The following is a 16,332-nucleotide window of genomic DNA, read 5'->3' on the forward strand; positions in this document are numbered from 1 at the left end:
GTACATTGTCAACTAAATTACGATTTAAAATTCGAGTTATTCAGTATCATTACATCTTTCGGCATCACATTTATAACTTCAATAGTGCGCGTCGACGAGCTATTTAGACAAAAATATACAGATAATCAGTTTGCACCTTTTCCAGGCACAGACTTTAAAATCAACTTTTTACAAGCTATACTAAGCTTTATATTTAGCTGTGATATTTGGTCATATTTTATCTAAATCACTTGAAGGCTGGCCTTGCATTCAATGCCTGTATCAATAAACTAAGTGCCAATAAACCATAAATGCCCCCTACTAATAAGGTTATTTTTGTATTTCTGAAAAAATAGTAAGAGAGTAAAGGCAATACTTGTAAAGCGTGCATGCCAACAAAATGCGCGATACGCGGGTCGCCAAACTTTTTACTCCAGTTTAAGAATGGCAAGCCCGGCCCACCATCAGGGCCGCCAATAGTATGGCTCATTCTTGCGCCCATAACTGCTCCCTCAAGCGAGAAGATCACAAACAGCATCAAACCTATCCTGATGCTCCATAGATAATAATTTGGCAGCCCTGGAAAATCATTGTTAAAAAATAAGATGGTTATGTATGCCGTATAAAATGTAACATAGGCAGCTGCCAGTCCCATCAACCGGAATAAAAAAGAATACAGCGGTGTGCTTACATTATAATGCGACAGTTGCCCGCGACCGGCCTGTAGAGCTATATAAATAAGCTCGAAGCCAAGTAAGATAATCACCGTATAGTTGTATAACCCAACGTTAAAATTTGGCAGATAAGCGGTAAACCAGGCCATTGTAAAAGAATATAACGATATTGACAGGGCAAATTTGACTGGTTTAAACCAAGCATCGTTACCCATTACCCGGATATTGGTTGTTTGCGATAAGACCAGGAAAATAACGCCTGATAGCAGGCATGCGGAGCCAAAATAGAACAAGGCATCGTTCCTGAATTTGAGCTGCTCAATAAAATAACTCATAAACTTGATTTTAAAGGTTGAGGGCCTGCTAAATTCATTTTGATCTTCATCAGTATAAAGCTTGGTGTAATGCGCGGTAATTGGGCGATAAGCCAGTTTTTCCACCCTACCAGTTTGGTTCCTTTGCCATTCATAAATAGCTCGACACCTGCTTTCGCTACTATTTCGGGGCTTGCTGGCTTATTAGTTTTGTACGCCTTTGTCGACAACATTTCGGATGTATTGAATGGTGTATCCACAGGGCCCGGGCAAAGCGCTGTTACTATAACCCCTTTTTCTTCCAGTTCGGAAGCTATCGTCTGTGAAAAGGCAAGCACAAAAGCTTTAGTTGCGGAGTATACAGCATAATAAGGAAAATGAAAAAAAGACAAAAGAGAAGCCACATTCATTATCCGCCCTTCGCCCCGGGCAGCCATATCAGCGCCATATAGCTTAGTCAGCACAACTAACGCGCTAACGTTAAGATTGATCATTTTTAATTCCTCGTAAAGCGACGTCTCTGTAAAGTCACCGTATATACCCGAACCCGCATTATTGATCAGACCGTTTACCAGCATGCCCCTGTCTTTTACCTCTTCATAAAGTGAAACTGCCTCACTTACTTCGCTGAGATCTCTTGTTAATATCTCTACGGAAATACCATGTTTTGAAGTAAGTTCTTGTTGTATTTGCAGCAATTTTTCGGTACTTCTGGCTACCAGGATAAGGTTTTGATTTTTACCTGCCAGTTGCCAGGCTATTTCGTAACCTATCCCTGTGGATGCGCCGGTAATTAAAGTGTAAGTTTTCATTTTTGGTTATAAGTTTTATTAAATTATTGAATTATGTTTTATTAATGAACAATGTTCATATCTTAAGCAAATTTTTTATTTTGGATTTAGCATTAATATAAACTCTTGGTAAGCATCCATCACAGCATGCTCAGGATTCATGAGGTTAACCGCTTTCACACGATTGCTTAAATGCAAAGCGCACATCCCGTGTACTGCACTCCAAATGGCAAATGTTAGCGGTTCGGCCTTATGGCCTTTGAAATAACCTGCGTCCAGGCACTGTTCAACTGTATTATATAAAAGTCCAAAAGTACCCTTACCCTCATTCCATTCATCATCCTTTTCCGCTTGTAAATAGGCCATTGGGGCTTTTACTGTAAACATAAGGTCATACATATCCGGGTTTTTAAGCGCGAAATCTATATATATCCTCCCCATTGCTTTCAAACGCTCCATGGGTTCGGCAACAGCGGCCAATACCCGCATTTCGCCTCCTAATTGTATAAAGCCTTGGGTATGCAGGTCATGCAGAATGGCGTTTTTATCCTTATAGTAAACATACACTGTACCTACACTATAACTCACCGCATCGGCAATATTACGTATCGTGGTCTGTTCGATTCCTTTTTCCAAAAAGAGTTTCTTTGCGCTGTCAAGGATCAGCGCTTTAAGGTTCTCTTTGTCTTTTGCTTTACGTTCTGCTATGGTCATGTTTAATACTTGCAAACTTAATGAACTATGTTCAATAATAAAACAACTTGTCAAAGTTTATTTTTATCATTTGACTAAGCCACAACCTATATGAGAGTGCAGATTGAATCGTAGCACATTTTATCATCTGAATTAGCTTTTTATAAACACTACTCACCGGAAGTTTAAACAAAAAAGCCCCTTTTTCAAGAGGCTTTTTTGTTTAATGCGTTGCTACTGCCGCTTCGTAACAATTACAGCCGGTGCAGTACGTGATTTTTTATTAGTGAAGATAGCATGATCCCTTGGGCCGAATTGAGATTTAGAAGCACTTGATGATTCTTCGATCTTATGAGGTGACTCTACACCATTTACCGACTCGTAAGATTCACTTTTCTTTTTCCTCTCGTACGTACTTGCCGAACCGAAGTTATAAGTAAGTCCTACGGCGGCAAACAAGTTTCCCTTTGCTGTATTAGATATAATTTTACCTATGCTGTTGTCATTAGGGATACTGTATAAATTATACAAACCTAAAGTTGCTTTTAACTGAAAGGCAGATTTTTGAACACCAAAATGCAGTGCCGCAAAATTGCTTGATGCATAAGAGGCTTTTGCATCACCATTAAGGATCATTTGTGTTGCTATATCTTTATCAAATACACCATTGGGGTGAGAGCGGGCATGATCGCGGTTCCATTCTTTACTGCCAATTTGCATTCCTGTATTTTGCGTATGGGTAATATCATGATACCACTCGTTGTTTGTTTCGCCTGCAAACTCTGCATCTAAAGTAACATTGATGCCCCTGCCCTGTTCAAAATTGCCAAAGCCAAAGTTTATAACATGGGCCAGTAACGAATAGCGGTAATAGGTCATGGCCTCCGAAAGATCAAAATACCTGGTGTAGGGGTCGTCATTACTGCGTGTTGACATAATAGTAGCATCCTCACTCAATAATATTGGCCCTATATTTAACCCAATGTGCGAGCCCCATGTGATATAATTGTTTTTGAACTGCGGTACCGGGCCAAATTTACCCGGCGTAGTACTATTATCATAACCTACACTACGTGTTCCCGTTCCTGCTATTATTCCAAATTCGGGGAAAATTGTTGGCTTAACACCTTTTTCAACGATCTTTTTTATGTTGGAAAAGTATAGGTCCGATTCCAGCCTGAATTCAATACCATTTTGAGTTACGCGTGAACCTTTTTGGCCTATCGGTTCGCCGCCGATAAAATCGGGAACGAAATCAAGCGCGTCATTGGCAGCCCTGTATTCGGTATGGCGTTTGCTTAATTTAATTCGTGGATTAAACAGCACAGTGTTTTTAGTTTCCTGTACGTCCAGCGTTTCATATTTATTAATAATGCTTGAACCAACCTGTTGAAGCGTTATAAAGGCCGATGTACTGTCTTTTACCGGGGCAACAGGTGATGCTACAGCTACAAGTAACAGATCGGCACCGCTCATATTTTGAGTTTTATCCGCTCCAAATCCCAGCGATTTAAATTTTTCTGCACCGTGATAGGTTAATTCACCTAAACGTTTGGGCGTAAAATCATTTTGTTGCCTTGCAGGTACAAAACCTGTTCCGCTTAATACCCGCCTGGTTAACTTTACCGCATCGCGTTCGCCGTAATGTAATGCTGCCAGCATAAATAGTTCCATGGCTTTTGCACCTGCATTATTCATTACATCGTTAGGGCTTATAACCCCACTTTCGGTAACTAAAGCAGGGCCTAAATTTCCGGGTACGTTGGCGTCAAAAAAAGTACTGTTTTTTAAGGCATTCATAAAAATGCTTTTGTTGCCTTTTTTCAGGTCGGCGGTTAAATCGGCCATCAGTTGTTTGCTTTGCGGGTGGCGGTTAATATCACCTTCCTGCAGGCTCATTAATTCGTAAAGCGCGCGTTTGTAATTTTCATTTGCATTCTCTTTTGAAATTCTATCATTAGGGAAGGTGCGGTTACGGAAACCTGCAACCGCCGCTTTTTCTGCCAAACGCGGGTTATTTGTTTTTGCAGTTTCTAACCGCAGCATAGTCTCAAGTGTTATCGGCTCACCATTAAAATCAATAAATGCAAGTTTAGGCGATTCGCGCATTTCGCGCGTGGCGGATGTAATGGTAATGGTATTTTCCAGCTTTGTACCATAGTCCCTGGCAAGGTAGGCCTGGTATACATTTTCTTGCCATTGTTGCTTATCGCCAGTAATGGTTGCAGGTTTGGCTGCTATTATAGCTCTTAGGTTTTTCAATTCCAGCGGGTTCTCGCTGGTCGTTAAATTTTGCTGAGACTCGGTTTTAAAGCCTATAAATTGCCCTTTAGGGAGAGATTCATTAATAAGCCCGAAAAGCACGATCACATCGCTGATACCTTTATCTGCCACATACTCCAGGTCGCTTTTTTCAAACAGCTGGTCTAATGCTATGCCTGCTTTGGTGTCGTATTTACTGGTATCTTTCAGTATCTCGGCGGCTTTTACGGCGGCGCCCTTTAAGCGCGAATCAACATTTAAGGTTTGAGTCGCTTTTTGATACGTGGTGAGCGACTCGTTGGCCGAACGCTTTTTTATCACTGTATCCTGGGGCGCTTTATAAGCCGGCGAGGTTTGCGCGTTGCTAACATTTGTAAAAACGCAGCCGGCAATTGCTACTACAATACAAACCACATACTTAACAGCTTTAGTTATTAATGTTTTCATAATTGATAATATTATGAAGTAAACATAACTACAAGCAATTAACTGTTGGACTGCTTATGTGCAGTTGCCCCTATTATGTAAAAATACTTCACACTTTTACACACGAAAAGAGCGTTGACCTGCTGATTCACATGTCTTTCGGAATAAAAAAATATTTTTTTTGGGGATATATATCTTTGATGCAACAGTAATAACCAAATAATATGCTTTATATATCAATCCAAATTCGGGCTGATAACTGTAGCCATGTTGTGTAATCGATTAATAAAAAAAGCCCCTTAAAAAAAGAGGCTTTTTAGAAGATTTAAGTTCATAGAACAACGCATTAAAGCGTCATTAATATTATGCTGGTAGCAATATCTTAAACTCAGTATACTCTCCCTCCTGGCTAACAATTGTTATCTGGCCATTATGTGCTTTTACTACGATGTCGTAACTTATAGATAGCCCCAGGCCCGTGCCTTCGCCGGTAGGTTTTGTTGTAAAAAATGGCTGTAATATTTTCTCCTTTATAACATCGGGTATGCCAACGCCATTATCCTTTACACAAACTTCAACCCATCCGTTTTTGGCATGGGTGCTTACTTCTACCGTTGGCTTGTAACCGGGTCCGGCTGTTTTTTGCTTTTGCTCTACCGCATAAAAAGCGTTATTATAAAGGTTTAGCAATACCCGCCCAATATCCTGCTGTGCAATACTTGGCTTGGGCAGCTCGGTTTCAAAATTGGTCACCATTTCGGCATTAAAGTTTTTGTCTTTAGCCCGCAGGCCATGGTACGAAAGCTTTAAAAATTCATCGGCTAAAATATTAATGTTGGTTGGCTGCTTTTCGCCGGTACTTTTGCGGCTGTGTTGCAGCATGCCTTTTACAATAAAGTCGGCACGCTTGCCGTGATGTGTGATTTTTTCGAGGTTTTGTTCCAGGCTAATGGCAAGCTCAATGGCCTCGGCAGTATTGCCGCTTTGCAGCATATCTTTCAACTCGGCCGTAAGTTCGGTACTCACCTCCGAAAAATTATTTACAAAATTAAGCGGGTTTTGTATCTCGTGGGCTATACCGGCAGTAAGCTCGCCTAATGAGGCCATCTTCTCCGACTGTATCAATTGGCTTTGGGTTGCCCTTAGCTCGTCTACCGTTTCGGCAAGGCGGTCACGCTGTGTGGTTATCTCTTCCCTTTGCTCGCCAAGTTCTTTATTAGCCGTGGTGATTATCAGGTTGGCATCAGACAGCAGCCTGTTAGATTTTCGCTGATTGTAATAGTTAAGCCCTATAAAGCCCGCTAAAAGCAACAGTATAACAAGCCCTGCCATAAAATAATAGCTTTGATACTGCTTTGATCGTATTTCGGCCTTTTGCAGTTGTACTGTTGTTTGTGCCAGCGCCTGGTCTTTTTGCGAAACCTTTAATTGCTGCATGTTTGCCTTGCGCCTGTTTTGCTCGGCTTGCAAACTCACCTGCGATTTTAAATAATTTAACCGCTCAATATCCTTTTGTTTATTAGCAAGGGTTAATTGCTGGGCATTCAACATTAGGGCCTGCCGCCTTTGGGTGGCCAGTAAGCTTTGCTGTTTTAATTTTTCGTTGGTAAGGGTTTGGGCATATTTTAATGAGTCTTCCTTTTTACCAAAATCATATTGCGATTCTTTTCGGGATGCCGTCTGTTGAAATTCATCTATTTTTAAACTATCGCGCGCAGCTATATATTGTTTATAGCTATTATAAGCTTCGGCGGGTTTATTCATACGCTCATAGGCAATACTCATATCCCGGTAATTATCACTTTTTAAACTCAAGTCTTTGCTCTTGGCCGATAGTAAAAAATAGTTAATAGCCTGCTGGTATTTATCAGCTGGTTTTACGCCAAACCTTTGCAATAAGGTATCAGGGGCGTCCCTAAGCACACAGCCCATGGTATTATAATAGCTTTGCCTGTTTGCTTCGTCCCCGGGTATTTCAAGGCACTCTTTAATAAGGGGATAGGCCTTGGCGTAATTACCTTGTTCAAAACTAGACCAGGCTATGTTGTTTTTTGCAAGTGCTATATTTGCGGGTATCTTTAACTCATTTGCAGTTGCCAACGAGCCTTCGAAATACAGCATGGCATTCTTAAAATCCTTTAAATTGTCATATAATATCCCAATTTGTGTTTGCATGGTTAAAATGAAAGACTTTGAGTCGCCCTTCCCAAAATATTTCCACGCCTCTAATGTATAATAAAGTGCTTTTTTGTATTCCTGTAATCTACTATACATGCCGCTTAAAAAATAATTCCCTTGAGCCTTTGTTTCAGGGTTATTACTTTTATCGGCTAATTTTTTTGCTTTCAGGTAGTAATCAATTGCGCTTTCAAAATTATTTTGGCGAGCATATATGCCTGCTATACGATTCAAAATATTTAACATAAAAGGCGAATCATTTTTCTCTGTTAAATACTTGAGGCTTTCTGTATAAGCTGCAAGGGCCTTTTGTGGCTCGCGCAACCCCTGGTAGGCTAAGCCAAAGCCGAAATTCAAAAGTCCTATACTAGCTCTATCATTAATGCGGGTGGCCAAAAGTAACCCGCTGTTGCAATGATCAATAGCACTATTATAATCGTTGGTTGTAATTGATATACGCGCAAACAAAATTTCCGCCTTCATCCGCCCCTTGTCCCACTTTATTTTTTCGGCCAGTGCAAGTGTTTTTTGCGCGTAACTTTTAGCTTCAGCATAATTGTCGTTATTGTTTTGGTTTACATAAACACTACCTAACTCGTTAAGCAGATTTACCCTGGTGGTATCTACAGTTGTTTTAGCCAGTTTTTCCAGCAGGGAGTCGGCCATGTGCTGGATATTGTTTTGTGCCATTACAAAGCCGGGGAGGCACAATAGCACCAATACCAATGCTTTTTTTAATTGGGTTTGCATCTAATTTAAATTGATAAGGAGGTTGTAGGTGTTAAATAATAGTATTTAACGGCATTAAGGTAAAAAAAAATGGGCAGACAAACAATTATATCCTGTAAATGTGGCACTTAGCCCCTGTAGCAAACCAGTATATAAAAGCAGGAATAAGGCATTATTTTATTTTTTTGAAAGCATTACGATGTATATATTAAACATTTTACGATTGGCGATAGTTAATTTACTAATGGATAATACATCAACACGAAAACCCATTTTTGCTTTAATACTACTTTTAGCACTGTGCTTTGGCTGCACACGGCCAAAACCCACGCAAGTGGTAACCGGCAGCGTACCCTGGTATAAAACTGCTATAGTATATAATTTAGATGTGGATACCTACCAGGATAGCGATGGCAACGGCGTCGGCGATTTTAACGGGCTTACCAGCCGGCTCGATTATTTAAAATGGCTTGGTGTTAATGTGATATGGCTTTCGCCTTTTCAGCCCACGCCCGATAAGGATGATGGTTATGATGTAGCCGACTATTATGGTATTGATAAGCGCTTAGGTACAAAAGCCGATTTTGACCGTTTTATAAGCGAAGCAAAAAAAAGAAACATTCGGGTAATAATGGATCTTGTGCTTAACCATACCTCAACAGATCACCCGTGGTTTAAGCAGGCGCGTACCGATACTACATCCAAATATTTCAATTACTACGTATGGTCAAAAAAACGACCAAAGGATTGGGACAAAGGGATGGGTTTCCCTACTGTTGAAACTGAAAGCTGGACCTTTGACCCGCTTGCCCGTCATTACTATTTCCATCGTTTTTACAACTTTCAGCCCGATCTTAACATCGAAAGTGCCGACGTTAGGCACGAAATAAAAAACATACTGCAATACTGGCTAAAGCAAGGCTTAGATGGCTACCGGCTTGATGCCGTGCCCTTTATTATCGACCTGCCTAAAACCGGCGCCGAAGAACCCGAGCACAAATTTGACGTTTTAACCGATATAAAAAATACGGTTAAAGCCGTAAAACCCGATGCCTTACTGCTTGGCGAAGCCAATGTAGAACCCAAAGAAAACATCAACTACTTTGGTAAAAACGGCGAGCATTTACAAATGATGTTTAACTTTTATGGCAACCAGTATTTGTTTTATGGCTTTGCAACCGGCAATATCAAAGATTTTGCAAAATCGCTTAAGGACACCAGGGAAAAACCGGTTTCGGCCCAGTGGGCCTACTTTTTGCGCAACCACGATGAGATAGACCTGGGGCGCCTGCCTAAAAACAAACTTAAACAGGTATACAGCAAATTTGCGCCAGATAGCAGCATGATACTATACGACAGGGGCGTACGGCGAAGGCTTGCCCCTATGTTTTCAAACAACCTGCAACAGCTTAAAATGCCCTATAGCCTGCTTTTTTCGTTACCGGGCACACCCGTTATAAGGTACGGCGAAGAGATAGCCATGGGCGATGACCAGCACCTTAAAGAACGCCTGGCCCTGCGCACGCCTATGCAGTGGGCCGGTACTGCCAACGCCGGGTTTTCAACCGCATCGCACACGCTTCGCCCGGTAATTAATAAAGGTGAATATGGTTACCGAAAAGTGAATGTAATGGCCGAGAAGGACTCTGGCGCCTCTCTGCTCAATTTTATAAAAACGCTGGCCACCCTCAGGAAACAGCACCCCGAAATTGGCGCAGGCGCATGGGATGTGTTAGATACCGATAACCAAAGTGTTTTTGCCATTAGGTATAACTATAATGGTAAAACACTACTTATGGTACACAATTTTAACAACCAAGCCCTGCAAGCAACTATCAAAGCCAATTTAAGCCCGAGGGCCAGTTTAGTAGATATGTTTACCAACAAGATTACACAAACGCTTAAAAACGAAAAACTAACCATAGGCCTGCAGGGTTACGGCTACCAATGGTACCAGGTAAAGTAGGCTACGATAAACAACAACGCCCCAACTTTTATAAGTTAAGGGCGCGTTGCAGTCAGTCAGTAGTTTAGTTTGACGTTGCGGGCGGATTCGAACCGCCGTGAAGGGTTTTGCAGACCCTCGCCTATCCTCTCGGCCACGCGACTTTGGTTTTGGCCCCGGTTAAGGGGCCTTTGTTACTATTTAATCACTTTAGACGTCGTGGGTAGATTCGAACTACCGTTAAAGGTTTTGCAGACCCATACCTATCCTCTCGGCCACACGACTTTATCTTATCTATGCCCTTATTTATTAGGCTGCGGCGTAGTGCGCAAATAAGGTTTCACTTCGGTAAACCCTTTAGGGAACTTAGCCGGTATATCTTCTGTTTTAATAGATGGCAGCACCACCACATCCTCCCCATCTTTCCAATCGGCCGGGGTAGCCACGCTGTGGTAAGCTGTAAGCTGTAACGAGTCTATCACCCTTAATATCTCCTGAAAGTTACGGCCGGTTGATGCCGGGTAGCTAATGATCAGCTTTATCTTTTTATCTGGCCCGATAACAAACAACGACCTTACGGTGGCTACTAACGATGCGTTAGGATGTATCATGTCATAGGCCTGCGATATCTCGCGGCTCTCGTCGCCAATTATCGGGAAGGTAACTTCTACCCCCTGGGTTTCGTTAATGTCGCTTATCCAGCCTTTATGGCTTTCTACGGTATCGGTGCTCAGGGCAATCACCTTTACGTTGCGTTTTTCAAATTCATCTTTGAGCGATGCTGTTTTGCCCAGCTCGGTGGTACATACAGGGGTATAATCTGCCGGGTGCGAAAACAGTACTCCCCAGCTATCGCCCAGGTATTCGTAAAAATCAATTTCTCCTTTTGATGTTTTTGCTTTAAAGTTTGGGGCGTCGTCGCCAATACGTAAGCTCATAGTTTTTTTGTTTTTTAATGTAAATTTTGTTCAATAGCATAAAGCTACAACTAAACGTTGTAAAATATTTATCCGGGAAGATTTGAGGCGGGGGAGATTTTGGCTACAAAAAGCAAAGATGTGTTTTTACAAACACTCCATTTCTTTTAAATCAGCTTATCTGTCTCCGGCCATATTGGCGAAGCAGGAATTAGCACCTTTTACAAGCAATTACGCCGGTACAGGTTGCTAAGACATCATAGGGCCTTTCCCTCTGTCTTTCTGGATAAGTATGTTTAAAGAACGATTACATCACAAAAGTAGATATAAATTCTATAATTCCTATAGACTATGTAATTATTTTTTAATAAGAGACGTAATTTATTGAAAATGAGGAATAAAAATTTGATTAAGCCCCCGTCCTTGGGACGAATTGGGTGCATAGCGATCACCTTATGTTAGTCCGGAACTTCAAATCCGGACTAACATTTAAGGCAATTACTTAAGACTTTTATCTTAAGACTTTAGATTTATTTACCGTTCAGTTGTTTTATTAACTCCACCTCTTCGGTTTTGTAGGGCGTACCATCCTTCCTGAAAATATCATGGAACCATTCTTTGGGTTCGCTGCCATCGGGCATGGGTGCATCCCAGGCGTAAATGGTATTGGTTTTGCCCATTACAAATCCCCAGTTAAGGGCGCCTACGTTTTCCTTCTTCAGCATGGGCATTACATTACTAAAGCGGCTGCCGCGCACACGGGCCATGTATTCGGTACATATCAACGGTTTGCCATGCGATTTAAGCAGCTGTATGGTCTTCAGGTGCGAATTTTCGTCGGTATAGTCATGGTAGGTGATCACATCAGAGTTTAGGGCCTGGTAGGCATTCAACTGCTCAAAACTCCAATCCCACAAACCTGCCGATACAGGCTGCGTAGGGTTAACATCGCGCGCCCAGCTAAATATCTTGCTCAGCAGGTCTAAAGATGCATCGCGCTTGTTAGAATTGCCCGGCTCGTTGTACAGATCCCACAGTAAAATGCGCTTATCGTTTTTAAAGGTGCCCATTACATCCTTTACATAAGCCTCCAGCATAGCCACTTCGCCGGGGTTGGTTAGCCGGTTGCCCGGGTCTTGCAGCCAGCCCGAGTTGTGTATGCCTGGTTTAGGCGACGGTTGCAATCCTATTTTGGCGCCGGCGTTCCAGCAGTCGTCAAAAAACACAAACATGGTTTGTATATGGTGCTTATCGGCAATAGTTAAGTAATCGTCTATGCGTTTCTTAAATCCGGCCTTATCCTGCTGCCAGGCCAGGCTGTATAAAAACACGCGCATGGTATTAAAACCTATACCCTCGGCGTAGCCCAGTTCCCGGTCTATCGTAGCCGGGTCGAAGGTGTCGGCCTGCCACATCTCTAACTGGTTAATGGCCGTGCTGGGGATAAAGTCGGCACCGGTCATCCACTTGTGTTGGGCGTACCAGGCGTTGGCCTTATCTGCCGGCCATACCTGCCCCTTGGTTTGGGCCGTTGCTATTTGGATGTATAACGACGATGTAACAACAACCGCGGCAAGCAGCTTGTAAAAATAGTTTCTCATAAGTTTATAATTGTTGAAAGTAAATATATATTAGTTAGGCCAACAACCACAAAAAAATGCAAAATTCCACACCGGGCGGTGCAAAAAAATGGAATGGATTACACAGCAACGTGCAAAATAAAGAAGGGGCAAACCCGCCGGCTGCCCCTTTAATAAACATTATAAACTAAACTGATATTATTGCGTTTTTACAAACTTTTGGCCACCGCGCATATCTACATACATAGCAGTTACCTTGCCATTGGTCTCTAAAAACTCGATGCCTATTTGCGGGCCCTTTACAAAGAATTTGTTAGGTGCCGATGCGCCTAATTCAACCGTATCGCCGCCGGGTGCCAGTACCATCAGCTTACCATCGGTAACGGATACCACCATTTTTTGCCCGTCCATATCGTAAGTACCTATGTACCTGTTTAATACATCAGCCGGTAATAAAACCTCTTTTTTAGCTGTCTCTATCTCAAAAGGCTCGTTAAAGGCAACCTGGGTAAGGGCGCGACTCAGATGGTTATCGGCAGGCGGCAGCAGGTTAGCCAAAAATATAATGGTTACATCTTCGTTCCTGAATTTCATAAACTCGGCCATAAAACCCTCAATTGAGCCTGTATGCCCTGTTTTTACATGATTACCTTCAGTACGGATGGTCCAGCCCAGGCCGTAGCCGGGCTGCACCGGCGTAAAGGCTAAATCAAAACTGCTTGCCTTTAGCACCTTATGCTCATCAATAGCCTGCGACCATTTAAGCAGATCGCCCAGGGTGGTGTACAGCGCCCCGGCGCCTGATGCCGCATCAATGTTGCCGGTTTCCATACGGGCCAGCTCATTGGTTTTTTCGTCAACCATATAGCCCAAGGCAACATCCGGGGCAGTACGGCCCTTATAATCAATACCGCTATTAACCATACCGGCTTTGTCAAATACGTGCTTTTTAACCAGCTGAGGGTATGGCACGCCGGTAACTTTTTGGGCTATATAGGCCAGCATTATGTAGTTAAAGTTATTATACTCAAACTGTTCGCCGGGTGTAAAGCCAAGGGGTTCACTTTTAAAGGTATTAACCATATCAACCGGTGTTGATGCACCCGGAGATGTGTTGCCTCTTATGCCCGAGGTATGGCTCAGCAGGTTTTTAATGGTTACTTTATCGCCATACTTAAAATTGGCTGCATACTTACTAACTGGGTCATTTAAAGCTATTTTACCTTGCTCTACCAGTTGCATAATAAGCGTCGAGGTAAACATTTTGGTAAGCGACCCGGCTCTAAATTGTGTTTGCAAGGTATTTAGTTTATTATGCTCTTTATCGGCATAGCCATATGCTTTTTGAAAAACTATTTTCCCTTTTTGGGCTATAAGTACATTGCCGCTAAATTGTTTGTTGTTTACATAAGTGCTTAGCAGGCTATAGGCATTCTTTGCTATGCCCTGCGCATTTGTTAATAATGGTACTACCAGTAATAACAGTAGTGTTAACTTTTTCATTTTGTTGTGATAATTTTATGATTCATTGCAGTTTTGGATAATACGGTTAAGCGTTTTTTGCAGATTATCAATATCACTTTTACCTATACCGCTTAAGGCTTGTTTGCGGTTACTTACAATAACCGTTTGCATAGCTTTAAGTACATTATGCGCCTTATCGGCAAGGGTTAAGGTAAACCTGCGCCTATCGTGCATATGCATGGCCCTTTGTAAATATCCCTTTTTAACCAGCAGCTCGATAATGCGGGTTAATGATGCGTAATCTTTAAAGGTAATTTCGGCTATTTGCTGTTGCGGCAAGTCGGGGTTCTTGTTAATTGATTTAAGAATAAGCCATTGATCAATAGTAACATCAAACCCATGCGCGCTGAGCTGCTGATGTGCGTATTGCCTGTAAGTACGTATGGCCTTATCCAGGCTGTAAAAAACTATCTCGTTCAAATTTTCCAAAGCTTTTTTTATTTATTGATACAAATATGATTGATATATCAATATAATTATAACTTTTCACCGATAATTTTATGCTGTTTACCGAAAAAATTAAATGATCAAACAGGATCGACTAACACGGTTTATTATATACCTAATAATATAGATAACCCTTTGCGTAAATAAACGTATACAAGCCCTATCTAATAAAAACCACACAATTTGAGCACGCATCTGGCTTATTATTAAGCATTAAAGTATTAAAAGTAGTTGTTTAAGAGTTTATATTTGTCGCAAAAATTAAATATTATAAAACTATATATCGCATAACAAGTTATTTTTTTCACAACATGTAATCTTTGGCATGTATTTTATACATGGCATGTAGTATTCAAATAAAAATTAGTGAACAGGCGTTAAAAAATGAGTTTTCAAGAGGGGCAAAAATATACCGGAGGAACAATGGCTCATTCAGCGCATGTATTAAACACTATAGATGTGGGCATATGGGAGTATAATATCACTACTAAAAAAGTGATATGGTCTGCCGGTTTTTATAAAAATTTGGGTTATGCCCCCTGCGAAATTGATTGCTCGCAACGCTATTTTTTTGACGAACTGCTTTATTACAAAGACAGGGATACCTTTATTAACACAATCCGGCATGCCAGCGAAGAGCCCGCCACAACGCAGATAAGGTTACTCACCAAAAAATGCGGTTACCACTGGTTTGAGAGTAAAGCCTATAAAACAGAAACCGAAGCCGGTACGGTGTTATATGGCATCATCAGCAATATAAACGAGTACAAATTATTGGAGTATCAGGCGGCAGAAAACAGTTTTTTATGCGCAGAAACTAACCGTATCGCTAAGATGGGTGGTTGGGAAATACAAACCGAATCCATGAGTTTAAGGTTATCTAAAGAGATATATGATATTTATGAACTGGATGCACAGGTACCGTTATCTGTAGAAGAGGCGATCAGCTTTTTTGAACCTGCGTACCGGCCTTTAATAATAGATGCTATTGACAATGCTGTTAAATATTGTAAACCTTATGATATGGAATTGCTGTTCCGGTCGGCAAAAAACAATTTAAAATGGGTAAAGGCAAAAGGTGTGCCTGTACTTGATAAATATGGCAAATGTGTAGTGCTAAGAGGCATATTTCAGGATATTGACAGCATTAAACGGCGGGGCATAAATCTACAATCATCTATAAACTTGCTCGACGATCAAAATAAACGACTGCAAAATTTCGCTTACATCGTATCTCATAACCTGCGCTCGCATGCGGGCAACTTAAAGTTTATGGTTAACCTGTACGAAGAAACAGATCATAAAAGCGACAGGGATGAAATATTTTCGCATATAAAAACCATCAGCAACAGCTTTAATGCTACAATGGGCCACCTTGATGAGATAGTTAAGATACAATCAGAAATTGGACGCGAGCGCAAACCCGTTAACTTCGAAAAAACCTTTAATAACGTACTATCGGCCTTAACAACAAATATTGCCGCTGCTAATGCCACTATCAATGCAGATTTTAGCAGTTGCAAACAAATAAACTATATCCCTGCTTATCTTGAAAGCATATTTCAAAACCTGCTTACTAACGCTTTAAAGTATAAACACCCGGATAGGGCCCCGGTAATTAACTGTTATACAAAGCAATCGGGTAACCATATATATTTGATATTTGAAGATAACGGCGTAGGTATTGATATGCAGCGCTATGGCAACGATGTTTTTGGCATGTATAAAACATTTCATCAAAATCCCGACTCTCAGGGCATTGGTTTATTTATTACCCGTAACCAGGTTGAAGCACTGGGCGGATCTATTAAGGTGGAGAGTACTGTAAATGTTGGCACAAAATTTACAGTAAGGTTAGTGTAAAAAACACACC

11 protein-coding genes, 1 tRNA gene and 1 riboswitch are annotated in these 16,332 nt (G+C 41.4%); of the genes, 2 read left to right on the top strand and 10 right to left on the bottom strand.

Annotation, left to right across the window (positions count from 1 at the left end; all coding sequences use genetic code 11):
- Window positions 1–226: 226 nt before the first annotated feature.
- The 5 genes from FFF34_009885 to FFF34_009905 all read right to left on the bottom strand — a co-directional run bounded on the left by FFF34_009885 (window position 227) and on the right by FFF34_009905 (window position 8,067).
- Window positions 227–988 (bottom strand): hypothetical protein, encoded by a 762-nt coding sequence (locus tag FFF34_009885; GenBank protein ID TSD67675.1) that lies wholly within the window; start codon window positions 986–988, stop codon window positions 227–229.
- The gene (locus tag FFF34_009890; protein ID TSD67676.1) at window positions 985–1,779 is read right to left on the bottom strand and encodes an SDR family oxidoreductase; all 795 of its coding nucleotides are present in this window, start codon (window positions 1,777–1,779) and stop codon (window positions 985–987) included. Before FFF34_009890 ends, FFF34_009885 begins: the two co-directional genes overlap by 4 nt.
- Window positions 1,780–1,854: 75 nt before the next feature.
- Entirely contained in the window at window positions 1,855–2,472 is a 618-nt protein-coding gene (locus tag FFF34_009895; GenBank protein ID TSD67677.1) for a TetR/AcrR family transcriptional regulator, read from the bottom strand.
- Window positions 2,473–2,685: 213 nt separating this feature from the next.
- Entirely contained in the window at window positions 2,686–5,160 is a 2,475-nt protein-coding gene (locus FFF34_009900; protein ID TSD67678.1) for a hypothetical protein, read from the bottom strand.
- A gap of 342 nt (window positions 5,161–5,502) precedes the next feature.
- Entirely contained in the window at window positions 5,503–8,067 is a 2,565-nt protein-coding gene (locus FFF34_009905; protein TSD67679.1) for a tetratricopeptide repeat protein, read from the bottom strand.
- Window positions 8,068–8,245: 178 nt separating this feature from the next.
- On the opposite strand from FFF34_009905, the gene FFF34_009910 reads away from it, so the two are divergent.
- Window positions 8,246–10,012, top strand: a complete 1,767-nt coding sequence (locus tag FFF34_009910) for a trehalose synthase (protein ID TSD67680.1) — start codon at window positions 8,246–8,248, stop codon at window positions 10,010–10,012.
- 69 nt (window positions 10,013–10,081) lie between these two features.
- Here the strand turns inward: FFF34_009910 and FFF34_009915 are convergent.
- From FFF34_009915 to FFF34_009935, 5 genes are all read right to left on the bottom strand, one after another.
- A tRNA-Cys gene (locus FFF34_009915) sits at window positions 10,082–10,155 on the bottom strand.
- Between the two features lie 138 nt (window positions 10,156–10,293).
- Window positions 10,294–10,929: a peroxiredoxin gene (locus tag FFF34_009920; GenBank protein ID TSD67681.1), complete on the bottom strand. Its 636-nt coding sequence runs from the start codon at window positions 10,927–10,929 to the stop codon at window positions 10,294–10,296.
- 153 nt (window positions 10,930–11,082) lie between these two features.
- Window positions 11,083–11,201, bottom strand: a riboswitch (SAM riboswitch).
- A gap of 237 nt (window positions 11,202–11,438) precedes the next feature.
- Window positions 11,439–12,509 (bottom strand): cellulase family glycosylhydrolase, encoded by a 1,071-nt coding sequence (locus tag FFF34_009925; GenBank protein TSD67682.1) that lies wholly within the window; start codon window positions 12,507–12,509, stop codon window positions 11,439–11,441.
- Between the two features lie 177 nt (window positions 12,510–12,686).
- Window positions 12,687–13,991 carry a serine hydrolase gene (locus tag FFF34_009930; GenBank protein TSD67683.1) on the bottom strand — a complete coding sequence of 435 codons (1,305 nt, stop codon included), beginning with the start codon at window positions 13,989–13,991 and terminating at the stop codon, window positions 12,687–12,689.
- A gap of 15 nt (window positions 13,992–14,006) precedes the next feature.
- Complete coding sequence (locus tag FFF34_009935; protein ID TSD67684.1) at window positions 14,007–14,441, bottom strand: winged helix-turn-helix transcriptional regulator; 435 nt, start codon at window positions 14,439–14,441, stop codon at window positions 14,007–14,009.
- Between the two features lie 402 nt (window positions 14,442–14,843).
- On the opposite strand from FFF34_009935, the gene FFF34_009940 reads away from it, so the two are divergent.
- The gene (locus FFF34_009940) at window positions 14,844–16,322 is read left to right on the top strand and encodes a hypothetical protein (protein TSD67685.1); all 1,479 of its coding nucleotides are present in this window, start codon (window positions 14,844–14,846) and stop codon (window positions 16,320–16,322) included.
- Window positions 16,323–16,332: the final 10 nt, after the last annotated feature.

Origin of the sequence: Inquilinus sp. KBS0705 (assembly GCA_005938025.2) — a bacterium.
GTDB lineage: Bacteria > Bacteroidota > Bacteroidia > Sphingobacteriales > Sphingobacteriaceae > Mucilaginibacter.